The following is an 11,768-nucleotide window of genomic DNA, read 5'->3' on the forward strand; positions in this document are numbered from 1 at the left end:
CAGCTGCACCTGGACCGCATCGCTGCGGTCGACGGTGAGCTGAACGCCTACCTGCACGTCGACGCTGAAGGCGCGCTCGCGGCGGCGGCCGACGTCGACTCCCGACGGGCCGCTGGCGAGTCGCTGGCCCACTTGGCTGGTGTGCCGATCGCCGTCAAGGACATCGTGGCCACGCGCGGCGTGCCCACCACGTGCGGCTCCAAGATTCTCGAGGGCTGGATTCCGCCCTACGACGCCACCGTTGCCGCGCGCATCAAGGCGGCTGGGCTCCCCATGCTGGGCAAGACCAACATGGACGAGTTCGCGATGGGTTCGTCCACTGAACACTCCGCGTTCGGGCCCACCCGCAACCCCTGGGACACGTCGCGTGTTCCGGGTGGTTCCGGTGGCGGATCGGCCGCCGCCGTGGCCGCCTTCGAGGCGCCGCTGGCGATCGGGACCGACACGGGTGGCTCCATCCGACAACCGGGCGCATTCACCGGCACGGTCGGGGTGAAGCCGACGTATGGCGCGGTCAGCCGGTACGGTCTGGTGGCCATGGCCAGCAGTCTGGACCAGGCGGGGCCCGTCACACGCACGGTGCTTGACGCCGCACTGCTGCACGAGCTGATCGCGGGTCACGACCCGATGGACTCCACCAGCATCAAGGCGTCCTCGGCGCCGGTCGTGGCCGCAGCCCGGCGCGGTGAGATCAAGGGCTTGAAGATTGGCGTCATCCGCGAGCTGGGCGGTAGCACCGAGTCCGCAGGAGGCTTCCAGGCCGGCGTTCGAGCCCGTTTCGACGAAGCGATCGCGCTGCTGACCGGTGCCGGTGCAGAGGTCGTCGAGGTGTCGATACCGAGCCTCGAGTACGCCCTCGCCGCCTACTATCTGGTGATGCCGAGCGAGGCAAGCAGCAATCTGGCCCGCTTCGACGCGATGCGATACGGATTGCGCGTCAGCCCGGACGGCGTGAACAGCCCCAGCGCCGAACAGGTGATGGCCGCGACCCGCGACGCCGGCTTCGGTGACGAGGTCAAGCGCCGCATCATCATCGGCACCTATGCGCTCTCCAGCGGCTACTACGACGCGTACTACGGCTCAGCGCAGAAGGTGCGCACGTTGCTCTCGCGTGATTTCACCGCAGCCTTCGACGGGCTCGACGTGCTGGCCTCACCCACGGTCCCCACCACGGCGTACCCACTGGGCGACAAGCTGGACGATCCGCTGGCCATGTATTTGGGCGACATCGCGACGCTGCCGGCCAATCTCGTCGGCATTCCGGGTCTGTCGCTCCCGATCGGCCTGGCCGACGAGGACCAGCTTCCGGTCGGGATGCAGTTCCTGGCACCAGCCACCGCCGACGACCGGCTCTACAACGTGGCCGCGGGCCTGGAGACCCTGCTCAAGGAGACGTGGGACGGACGTCCCCTGCTGTCTCGCGCGCCCGAGTTGTCCGGCCACTTAGGAGAGGTCAGCCGATGAGCACGTCCACCGAGACGTCGTTGGTTCCGTTCGACGAGGCCATCACGCGGTACGACCCCGTGATGGGCCTGGAGATCCACATCGAGCTGAACACTGCGACCAAGATGTTCTGCGGCTGCCCGACTGAGTTCGGGGCCGAGCCCAATACCCAGGTGTGCCCGGTCTGCATGGCTCTGCCGGGTGCGCTCCCAGTCGTCAACGCGAAGGCTGTCGAGTCGGCCATCCGCATGGGGTTGGCCCTCAATTGCGAGATCGCCACCTGGTGCCGGTTCGCACGGAAGAACTACTTCTACCCCGACATGCCGAAGAATTTTCAGACCTCCCAGTACGACGAGCCCATCGCCTTTGACGGATTCGTCGACGTCACGGTGGTCGACGAGAAAGCCGGCGACAGCGAGGTCTTCCGGATCGAGATCGAGCGCGCCCACATGGAGGAGGACACCGGCAAGGCGCTGCACGTGGGCGGTTCCACCGGGCGTATCCACGGGGCGGACCACTCGCTGGTCGACTACAACCGCGCTGGCATTCCGTTGATCGAGATCGTCACCCGCACGATCGAGGTTCCGGCCGCAAAGGCCCCCGCCGTGGCGCGCGCCTTCGTCTCCCACGTCCGTGACCTGATCGGTGGTCTCGGTGTCTCGGACGTCCGCATGGACCAGGGATCGCTCCGCGCTGACGTCAATCTGTCGCTGAAGCCGCAGGGCGCAGACACTCTTGGCACCCGGTCAGAGACCAAGAACGTGAATTCCTTCCGCTCGGTGGAGCGGGCGGTGCGCCACGAGGTGTCCCGTCACGCCGGCATCCTCGATGCTGGCGGGTCAGTCCTGCAGGAGACTCGCCACTTCCAGGAGACCACCGGCACCACCCTGGCGGGCCGGGAGAAGTCCGATGCTGATGACTACCGCTACTTCCCAGAGCCGGACCTGGCGCCCGTCTCGCCGTCGCGCGAGTGGGTCGAGGAGCTGCGCGCCACGTTGCCCGAACCCCCGGCCGAACGTCGGGCCCGTCTGCAGCAGGAGTGGAAGTTCAGCGACCTGGACATGCGGGACACGCTCGGAGCCGGCGCGCTGGATCTGATTGCCGCGACGATCGACGCAGGGGCCAGCCCGCAGACGGCGCGCAAGTGGTGGTTGGGCGAGATGGCCCGCCGCGCCAACGAGCAGGGTGCCGATCTCGATGCCCTCGGGATCACCCCGGATCAGGTGGCGCAGATCCAGGCCCTGATCGATGCCGGTCGCATCAACGACAAGTTGGCACGTCAGGTCTTCGATGGCGTCATCGCGGGCGAGGGAACGCCTGATGAGGTGGTTGCTGCTCGCGGCCTGGAAGTCGTGTCGGACGACGGAGCCTTGGGCGAGGCCGTCGATCGCGCCATCGTCGGCGATCCCGATGCGGCCCAGAAGGTGCGCGACGGCAAGGTGGCCGCAGCTGGTGCGCTGATCGGCGCCGTCATGAAGGAGATGCGCGGTCAGGCCGATGCCGCCCGCGTGCGCGAGCTGCTGATGCAGAAGCTCAGCTGACCTCGTCAAGGAGGAGGCGCAGCTCACGCAGCACCTCGGCGGGACGCTCGACCGGGATGAAGTGGGTGGCGTCCAGCCGGATGTAGCGCGAGTGCTTGATCCGCTGGGAGGCGGAGAGCATGTGATTGGGGCCGGTCAGCAGGTCCCAGCGTCCGGCCACGAAGGTCACGGGCACCGTGATCGTCGAGAGCGGGACCCGCCCGTGCTTGGAGACGCTCAGGGCCAGCTTGGCGTACCAGGCCGGGTGCGTCATGAAGAACTCTTGCATCAGGTCGCGCAGCTCGGCCGTGTCGGCAGTGGGATTGATCAGGCGACTGCGCCGCAGCATGTTCGACGTCAGGTTGGTCCACGGAATTCGGCGGGTGACGGGTGCCAGCGGGTGGCCGGTGAGGGTGGTGAGGCGGGCCAGGCTCGTCATGGTCACGCGCGCGGCGAAGCCGGGGACCCGCAGGGGAGCCAGCATGGTCGAGAAGGTGTTGCCCGGAACGCCGGCGACGGCGAGGATGCCGAGGACGCGCTCGGGATGGTCCACGGCGAGCTGGAAGGCCACCGTCACGCCGACCGACCAGCTGGCGACGACGGCCGACTCGACGCCCGCGTCGTCCATGATCGAGAGAGCGTCCTCCACGAAGGCATCCAGATCGACGCGCCCGTCGACTGGCCGCGCCGACCCGCCGACACCGCGGTGGTTCCACCCGATGACGTGCACGCCGCAATCGGGGTGCAGCAGCGCTGGCCAGGCGTGTGGATTGGTACCCAAGCCGTTCGACAGCAGCACCGTCGGTCCGTCCGCGCCATTGGACCAGGCCCGCAAGCGTGTCCCGTCCTTGCTGGTCACGTCGTGGTAGCGCAGCTGAGCGGCAGGAGTTGTCACAAGGGTCGAGTCTGGCACGTCGGGCGGCAGACTGCCGCGCGTTTCGTAGGGTTGGGCCATGACCGCGACCCCGGCTCCCGTCTCTCGGACCGCCGACCTCGTCCTGGAAGGTGGGGGAGTCAAGGCGATCGCTTTGGTCGGCGCCGCTGTCGCGCTGGCCGAGAATGGCTACACCTTCGCTCGTATCGCCGGGTCGTCGGCCGGTGCACTCGTCGGGTCGATCATCGCGGCGATGCAGCAGGCAGGCGAGCCCATGAGCCGGGTCGACGACATCATGCGCTCGCTCGACTACACCGACATGCTCGACCGTCGAGGCTTGGGCAAGGCATTCTCGTGGTGGCCCACCCTGGCCAACGGGCTGGGCATCCTGTTCCACCAGGGCATGTACCGGGGACAACACCTCGAGGACTGGACGCGAGGTGTCTTGGCCGACCTGGGAGTCCGGTCCTTTGGCGACTTCGCCTTCGACGACCCGGGCTCATCACTGCCGCCGGGGAAATCCTTCCGCCTCGTGGTCACCACCAGCGACCTGTCGCGTCAACGTCTGGTCTACCTGCCGTGGGATCTCGTTGACTACGGACTGGCGGCCGAGAACTTTTCGGTCGCGCGGGCGGTCCGCGCGTCGTCGGCCATCCCGTTCATGTTCGAGCCGTCGACGCTGAAGGGCCGCCATGGCACGTCGACCTTGGCGGACGGGTCCTTGCTGCGCAGCTATCCAATCGAGATCTTCGACCGCGACGATCAGCAGCCGAGCCGGTGGCCCACGGTCGGGGTGCGGCTGAGCTCTCCGTGGAACGAGCAGGCGCCGGCCACACCGGTCACCGGCCCGATCTCGTTGATCTCGAGCCTGATCTACACGACCGTCGACTCCACGCAGGTGCGGCATGTCAGCAATCCGGTCAACGTCGAACGGAGCATCTTCGCCAAGCCCAAGGGTGTCGGCTGGACTGATTTCGACCTGACCCCCGAGCAGCAGCAGACGCTGTTCGAGTCGGGGTACGACGCCGGGCTCAAGTGGTTGACGCTGCACCCTGAGGGTGCGCCCATCAGGACCGATCGCGACCACCCCGGCCAGATCAGCGTGACCTGACCGCTTCCTCGGCCGCGGCGATGAGGCGCGCCGGCGCGTCGGCATGGGTGTGCAGGAACAGGCTGGGTTCGGTGAGCTCGAGTTCGATCACCAGGGGCTCGCCGTGTGGTCCGGTGACCAGATCGACCCGTGAGTACAGCAGATCGACTCTCGTGCCCATGGCGGGCTCGATGGCGTCCAGTGCGGCCTTCGCCACGGCGAGCTGGTCAGACGTTGGCTTGCGCGCGGTGATCACCTCCCGGCCGTCACGGTCCTGGCGGATTCCCTCGCCGGGCAGCAACAGGGCCTCCTTGCAGATGGCATGCGAGAACTGTCCACCGATCGAGAGAATCGCCGTCTCGCCCTCAGCGTCCACCGAGGAGATGTAGGGCTGCACCATGGCAGTGCGTCCCTCGGCTTGCAGATCAGCGCTGTGAGCGTAGACGTCATCGGGGCTGGTCCACCGCGCGGTGTCGCGTGACCCTGCAGAGATGGACGGCTTCACCACCCACTCGGTGTACGGCCCCAGGTCGTCGCCGGGCGCGACGTCCCACTGGGTCGGGATGACGGGGACTCCTGCGTCGGCGAGCTGGCGCAGGTAGGCCTTGTCGGTGTTCCACGCCAACACGTCGGCGGGGTTGGCGATGCGCGGCACCGTGGCGGCCCAGGCGAGAAACTCCTCACGGCGGGCCAGGTAGTCCCAGCACGAGCGCACCACCACGAGGTCGAAGTCGCCCCACGCCACGTCGGGGTCGTCCCACACGCTGATCGCGGCGTCGATCTCGCGAGCGTGTGCGGCGTCGACCAGGAGGGGCAGATCGGTGTCAGCGTCGCGGCTGGCGGTGGAGGTGACGAAGGTCAGGCGCATGCCGCGACTGTACGGTCATGTGAGATTCCTCTACTTGCAAAATGTAGCAATAGGCTTCATTATCGATATATGAAGAACAAGACTTCATCTATGGTGGCGGTGATCGGCGACCTCGTCGGTTCTCGTCAGCAGCCGTCGCGTTCCCAGGCGCAGGCGGCGCTGCTGGACGCGCTCGCGGTCGCCAACGAGCGAGTCCCGGCTCTCCAGCCGTTGGAGAGCACCATCGGCGATGAATTTCAGGGCGTCTACGACTCCGTCGAGTCCGCCGCGACCGCTGTGCTCCTGGTACGCCTGGCCCTACCCGAGAAGATGGATTGTCGCGCCGGGATCGGTCGTGGGCCCATCGAGATCGTCGGTCGGTCGCGTTACGGTCTGACACAGGACGGCCCGGCCTGGTGGAGCGCTCGCGACGCCATCGTCGACGTCAAGGAGGGCGAACGCCGCCTTCCGGGCTTGCGCACGACCGTCGCGGAGGGGGACGCCTGGATGAACAGCTATCTGATGACGCGCGATGCCATCGTCACCGGCTTCGACGGCCGACAGCGCCGGCTCGCTCTGGGCGTGCTGCAGGGCAGCACCCGGGCGGAGCTGGCCCGGATCGAGGGGATTTCGGCGTCTGCGGTCTCCCAGAGCTTGCGCCGCAGTGGTGCCTCGGCCGTGCTCGAGTCGGTCGGTGTACTGACCGCACCCACGGAGGTGGACCGGTGAGCTTGCTGGCTGTCCTGCTCGCCGCGGTTGGAACGGCGGACCTCACTCGGCTCGTTCCCACCCAGGTCAGTCGTCGAACCGATCTGGTGCGGGCAGTCGGCGTCGGCGCACTCGTCGCGCTCGTGTTGGCGCGTGCGCTCGGATTCGGCTGGCACAGCATCTGGATCGCGGTCCTGTCCGGGGCGGTGGTGACGGCTGTGTCCCTGCCCCACACACGGTGGACGCCCTGGGTGCTGCCGGCTTCCATCGTTCTCGTCCTCGCGACCGGACACCAGGTGCCACGGGCCCGCCCGCCGATCGCCACCTGGTACGAGTCGCTGGAGATCACGGGCCTCGCCGAGGTGTCGATCCCCGATGCGGCGCTCGCCGTCGCGGTGGCCCTGTTCTTGATGCAGTCGGCCAACGTGGTGGTCCGGCGGGTGCTCACCGACGCGGGTCCGGACGTGATCGCTGAGGAGCAACAGCTCAAGGGTGGCCGCATCCTCGGGCCGATCGAGCGCCTCGCGATCTTCGCGCTGGCGCTGAGCGGCAACGTGGCGGCGATCAGCGCGATCGTCGCGGCCAAGGGCATCTTGCGATTCCCCGAGATCAATCGTGACCACGCGTCGGGGCTCAAGGCGGAGTACGTCCTGGTGGGCAGCTTCGTCAGCTGGGGACTGGCGCTGGTGTTCGTTCCGCTGTTCTGACCGAGACCTTCGACCGGCCTCGCCGGCGCCCGCCGTAGGCTGTGAACATGGCAGATCAGCACGATGACGTCGACATCAAGCCCCGCAGCCGCACCGTCACCGACGGACTGGAGGCCACCGCGTCGCGCGGCATGCTGCGCGCCGTCGGCATGGGTGACGACGACTGGGTCAAGCCGCAGATCGGTGTCGCCTCGAGCTGGAACGAGATCACCCCCTGCAACATGCCGTTGGACCGGTTGGCCAAAGCGGTCAAGGTGGGTGTTCACGCCGGCGGCGGGTATCCGTTGGAGTTCGGCACCATCTCGGTGTCCGACGGCATCTCGATGGGCCACGAGGGCATGCACTTCTCGCTGGTGAGCCGCGAGGTCATCGCCGACTCGGTCGAGACCGTCATGATGGCCGAACGCCTGGACGGCTCGGTGCTGCTGGCCGGTTGCGACAAGAGCCTGCCCGGCATGCTGATGGCCGCCGCGCGTCTCGATCTCGCCAGCGTCTTCCTCTATGCCGGATCGATCATGCCCGGCAACGTCGACGGCAAGGACGTCACGATCATCGATGCCTTCGAAGCCGTCGGCGCCTGCATGCGCGGGCTGATGAGCCGCGAGCAGGTCGACAAGATCGAGCGCGCCATCTGCCCCGGTGAGGGAGCGTGCGGCGGCATGTTCACCGCCAACACCATGGCGACCGCTGCCGAGGCGCTCGGCATGAGCCTGCCGGGATCGGCCGCACCGCCGGCCATCGACACCCGCCGCGACGACTTCGCCGTGAAGTCCGGCGAGGCCGTGGTCGAGCTGCTGCGTCGCGGCATCACCGCGCGACAGATCATGACGAAGGAGGCGTTCGAGAACGCCATCACCGTCACGATGGCGCTGGGCGGCTCGACCAACGCGGTGCTGCATCTGCTGGCCATTGCTCGCGAGGCGGAGGTCGACCTGACCCTGGCGGACTTCAGTCGGGTGGGCGACAAGGTGCCGCACCTCGGCGACCTCAAGCCATTTGGTCGCTACGTCATGAACGACGTCGACAAGGCCGGCGGAACCGCCGTCATCATGAAGGCGTTGCTCGACGCGGGTCTGCTGCACGGAGACTGCTTGACCGTGACGGGCAAGACGATGGCCGAGAATCTTGAAGACATCACCGAGAAGCTGGATGGTGATGTGATCCGCACCCTCGACCGCCCGATTCACCAGACCGGTGGCATCACGATCTTGCACGGATCGCTGGCTCCGGACGGCGCTGTCGTCAAGAGCGCCGGCTTCGACTCCGACATCTTCACCGGCACGGCGCGGGTGTTCGACGGCGAGCGCGCCGCGATGAACGCACTGGAGGACGGCACCATCGTCGCAGGGGATGTCGTGGTGATCCGCAACGAAGGCCCCAAGGGAGGGCCCGGCATGCGCGAGATGTTGGCGATCACGGGTGCGATCAAGGGAGCAGGCCTGGGCAAGGACGTCCTGCTGCTGACCGATGGCCGCTTCTCCGGCGGCACCACGGGTCTGTGCGTCGGTCACGTGGCCCCCGAAGCCGTCGACGCTGGACCCATCGCCTTCGTCAAGGACGGCGACCCGATCACGCTGGATGTGGCCAACAAGACGCTCGAGGTCCAGATCGACCCCGACGAGCTCGAGGCCCGCAAGGTGGGCTGGGAGCCGATGCCGAGCAGGTACACGACCGGCGTGCTGGCCAAGTACCGCAAGTTGGTTGGTAGTGCTTCACAGGGCGCCATCACCGGCTGATGGCAGCACACTTCGAAGACGATGAGCTGGCCACTGCGCTGAGGGTTCTTGGACAGGCTCAGTTCCTGGGCGAGGACGACGAGGCGTACGTCGCGCTGAGGCATGCGTGCGGCAAGTTCTACAAGGACGTCAAGAAGCAGCGCCGCATCGCCAAACGGGACGCGATCTCAGCGGCGGATCGGGCCGTCGTCGAGTCGACGGCCACCGGGTCGGCGTCGCGCATCGACGACGAGACCGCCGGGATTCCCTTGGTGTCCAACACGGTTGGCGCCTCGGCGGGCACGCTGCAGGTGGCCCGCCCCTGTTACATCTGCAAGCAGAAGTACACCGTGGTCGACACGTTCTATCACCAGCTGTGCCCGGATTGTGCGGCGCTGAATCACGCCAAGCGGGACGCGCGCGCGGACCTGTCCGGCAAGCGGGCCCTGCTGACCGGCGGCCGAGCCAAGATCGGCATGTACATCGCGCTGCGGCTGTTGCGAGACGGTGCGCACACCACCATCACCACCCGCTTCCCGCACGACGCGGTGCGTCGCTTCACGGCCGTGGAAGACAGCGCTGACTGGATTGACCGGCTGCGCATCGTCGGCATCGATCTGCGCGACCCGGCCCAGGTGATCGGCCTGGCCGACTCCGTCGCGGCGGCCGGGCCACTGGACATCATCATCAACAACGCCGCCCAGACGGTACGCCGGACGCCGGGGGCGTACGCGCCACTGGCCGAGGCGGAATCGGCCCCGTTGCCGGAGGGCAGGCTGCCCGAGCTGCTGACCTTCGGCCACACGAGTGACCTGCACCCGGCTGCTCTCGTGGGATCCGTCGACGCTCATCCAGTCCTCGCCAGCGATGCGGACCGGGCCGACCAGCTCACGGCGCAAGCCCAGTCAGCGGAGGCACTGACGGCCGAGGCGATGACGGCTGGTTCGGCCGATCTGTCCCGCATCGACGCTGGGGGGCTGGTGCCGGACGAGGTCGACGTCAACAGCTGGACCCAGATGCTGGGCGAGGTTGACGCGCTTGAGCTCCTCGAGGTGCAGCTGTGCAACCAGACGGCACCATTCATCCTGATCAGCCGATTGCGACCCGCGCTCGCCGCATCGCCGGCTCGGCGCACCTACGTGGTGAACGTGTCAGCCATGGAAGGCCAGTTCGCCCGTCAGTACAAGGGGCCGGGCCATCCCCACACCAACATGAGCAAGGCCGCGCTGAACATGCTGACCCGCACGAGCGCGGGCGAGATGCTGCAGGCCGACGGCATCTTGATGACGGCGGTGGACACCGGCTGGATCACCGACGAACGCCCGCACGTGACCAAGGTGCGCCTGGCGGCTGAGGGTTTCAAGGCTCCGCTGGACCTGGTCGACGGGGCAGCGCGGGTCTACGACCCGATCGTGCGAGGCGAGTCGGGCGAAGACGTGCATGGCGTCTTTCTGAAGGATTACGGCACCTCGGCGTGGTGAGATGCCCACATGGTGGAACAAGTCGTCTCACGACTTGACCACGCTCAGGCACCGGGGGAGACTGAGGCTGTGTGCGTGGACATCCTCGTAGTAGTCATATGACGCGAACGCCTTCTCGGCGTCGCGTCTCCCTCGTTTGCCACTGGCCGAGGGATTTTTTTATGCGAGCGACCGACATCCCCGACCACCTGAACCAACCGAGCACAAGGAATCACCGATGACCGAGCAGCCCTCCACCACGATCGGCGAGACGATCACGGGCGCCCAGGCCCTCGTGGCCGCGCTCGAGAAGGCCGGCGTCGACACGATCTTCGGCATCCCCGGTGGCGCCATCCTTCCGGCCTACGACCCGTTGTTCGACTCCTCGATCCGCCACATCCTGGTACGCCACGAGCAGGGTGCTGGTCACGCCGCGCAGGGGTACGCGCAGGTCACGGGTCGCGTGGGTGTCTGCATGGCCACGTCCGGGCCTGGAGCGACCAACCTGGTCACGGCGATCGCTGACGCGCACATGGATTCGGTCGCCATGGTGGCCATCACCGGTCAGGTCCCGAGTGGCTCGATTGGGTCGGACGCCTTCCAGGAGGCAGACATCCGCGGCATCACCATGCCGATCACCAAGCACAGCTATCTCGTGACCGACGCTGACGACATCCCGCGTGTCATCGCCGAGGCGTTCCACATCGCGGGAACTGGTCGTCCCGGACCGGTGCTGGTCGACATTGCCAAAGACGCGCTGCAGGCGGCCACCGTCTTCTCGTGGCCGAACGAGCTGGCCCTGCCGGGCTACCGACCCACCACCAAGCCGCACGGCAAGCAGGTGCGCGAGGCCGCCCGACTGATCGCCGCCTCCGAGCGTCCGATCCTGTACGTGGGCGGCGGAGTCATCAAGGCCGACGCCGCAGCCGAGCTGCTCGAGCTCGCCGAGCTGACTCAGATTCCCGTCGTGACGACGCTGATGGCTCGTGGCGCCTTCCCTGATTCGCACGAGCTGCACCTGGGCATGCCCGGCATGCATGGCACCGTCGCTGCCGTCGCCGGCCTGCAGAAGAGCGATCTGCTGATCTCGCTCGGCGCGCGCTTCGACGACCGTGTCACGGGCCAGCTCAGCTCCTTCGCGCCGGGCGCCAAGGTCATTCACGCCGACATCGACCCGGCCGAGATCTCCAAGAATCGCGCCGCGGACGTGCCGATCGTGGGCGACTGCCGCGAGGTCATCGCCGACCTCCTGACCACGGTGCGCAAGCAGCAGGCCGAGGACGGCCTCACGCTCGACTTCGCCCCGTGGAAGGCGCAGATGCTGGGCATCAAGCAGCGCTATCCGGTCGGCTACGACAAGCCTGCCGCAGGATTGGCCCCCCAAACCGTCATCGAGCGCATCAG

At 67.5% G+C, this 11,768-nt stretch carries 10 protein-coding genes; 8 read left to right on the top strand and 2 right to left on the bottom strand.

All coding sequences use genetic code 11. From position 1 onward, the window contains the following. Both gatA and gatB read left to right on the top strand, forming a co-directional pair. On the top strand, positions 1-1,464 hold a 1,464-nt coding region (gene gatA, locus WB508_RS00930), incomplete at its 5' end, for an Asp-tRNA(Asn)/Glu-tRNA(Gln) amidotransferase subunit GatA (protein ID WP_423842993.1). After that, positions 1,461-2,984: an Asp-tRNA(Asn)/Glu-tRNA(Gln) amidotransferase subunit GatB gene (gene gatB / locus WB508_RS00935; RefSeq protein ID WP_423842994.1), complete on the top strand. Its 1,524-nt coding sequence runs from the start codon at positions 1,461-1,463 to the stop codon at positions 2,982-2,984. The genes gatA and gatB, both read left to right, overlap by 4 nt. Here gatB and WB508_RS00940 read toward each other — a convergent pair. Beyond that, entirely contained in the window at positions 2,977-3,858 is an 882-nt protein-coding gene (locus tag WB508_RS00940; protein WP_423842995.1) for an alpha/beta fold hydrolase, read from the bottom strand. The genes gatB and WB508_RS00940 overlap by 8 nt on opposite strands. Before the next feature lie 58 nt (positions 3,859-3,916). Between WB508_RS00940 and WB508_RS00945 the strand changes: the two genes are divergently transcribed. Then, a complete protein-coding gene (locus tag WB508_RS00945) occupies positions 3,917-4,948 on the top strand; it encodes a patatin-like phospholipase family protein (RefSeq protein ID WP_423842996.1) in 1,032 nt (343 codons plus the stop codon). Here the strand turns inward: WB508_RS00945 and WB508_RS00950 are convergent. Continuing rightward, positions 4,935-5,795 carry an ATP-grasp domain-containing protein gene (locus WB508_RS00950; RefSeq protein ID WP_423842997.1) on the bottom strand — a complete coding sequence of 287 codons (861 nt, stop codon included), beginning with the start codon at positions 5,793-5,795 and terminating at the stop codon, positions 4,935-4,937. The two genes, WB508_RS00945 and WB508_RS00950, sit on opposite strands and share 14 nt — an antisense overlap. Before the next feature lie 69 nt (positions 5,796-5,864). Here WB508_RS00950 and WB508_RS00955 point away from each other — a divergent pair, with 69 nt between their 5' ends. The 5 genes from WB508_RS00955 to WB508_RS00975 form a co-directional block, all read left to right on the top strand. Continuing rightward, the gene (locus tag WB508_RS00955; protein ID WP_423842998.1) at positions 5,865-6,503 is read left to right on the top strand and encodes a SatD family protein; all 639 of its coding nucleotides are present in this window, start codon (positions 5,865-5,867) and stop codon (positions 6,501-6,503) included. Then, positions 6,500-7,189 (top strand): hypothetical protein, encoded by a 690-nt coding sequence (locus WB508_RS00960; protein ID WP_423842999.1) that lies wholly within the window; start codon positions 6,500-6,502, stop codon positions 7,187-7,189. The genes WB508_RS00955 and WB508_RS00960 overlap by 4 nt, the downstream gene beginning before the upstream one ends. A 47-nt stretch (positions 7,190-7,236) precedes the next feature. After that, entirely contained in the window at positions 7,237-8,925 is a 1,689-nt protein-coding gene (gene ilvD, locus WB508_RS00965) for a dihydroxy-acid dehydratase (protein ID WP_423843000.1), read from the top strand. Continuing rightward, positions 8,925-10,385 (top strand): SDR family NAD(P)-dependent oxidoreductase, encoded by a 1,461-nt coding sequence (locus WB508_RS00970; protein WP_423843001.1) that lies wholly within the window; start codon positions 8,925-8,927, stop codon positions 10,383-10,385. Before ilvD ends, WB508_RS00970 begins: the two co-directional genes overlap by 1 nt. A gap of 217 nt (positions 10,386-10,602) precedes the next feature. Further along, the coding region (locus WB508_RS00975; protein ID WP_423843002.1) for a thiamine pyrophosphate-binding protein at positions 10,603-11,768 on the top strand (1,166 nt) is incomplete at its 3' end.

The organism is Aeromicrobium sp., assembly GCF_049586495.1.
Lineage (GTDB): Bacteria > Actinomycetota > Actinomycetes > Propionibacteriales > Nocardioidaceae > Aeromicrobium.

What these genes read in the sequence shown, in the direction of transcription:
- gatB (WP_423842994.1), top strand. Translation starts at nt 1,461, where the DNA reads ATGAGCACGTCCACCGAGACGTCGTTGGTTCCGTTCGACGAGGCCATC.
- WB508_RS00945 (WP_423842996.1), top strand. Translation starts at nt 3,917, where the DNA reads ATGACCGCGACCCCGGCTCCCGTCTCTCGGACCGCCGACCTCGTCCTG.
- WB508_RS00950 (WP_423842997.1), bottom strand. Translation starts at nt 5,795, where the DNA reads ATGCGCCTGACCTTCGTCACCTCCACCGCCAGCCGCGACGCTGACACC.
- WB508_RS00955 (WP_423842998.1), top strand. Translation starts at nt 5,865, where the DNA reads ATGAAGAACAAGACTTCATCTATGGTGGCGGTGATCGGCGACCTCGTC.
- ilvD (WP_423843000.1), top strand. Translation starts at nt 7,237, where the DNA reads ATGGCAGATCAGCACGATGACGTCGACATCAAGCCCCGCAGCCGCACC.
- WB508_RS00970 (WP_423843001.1), top strand. Translation starts at nt 8,925, where the DNA reads ATGGCAGCACACTTCGAAGACGATGAGCTGGCCACTGCGCTGAGGGTT.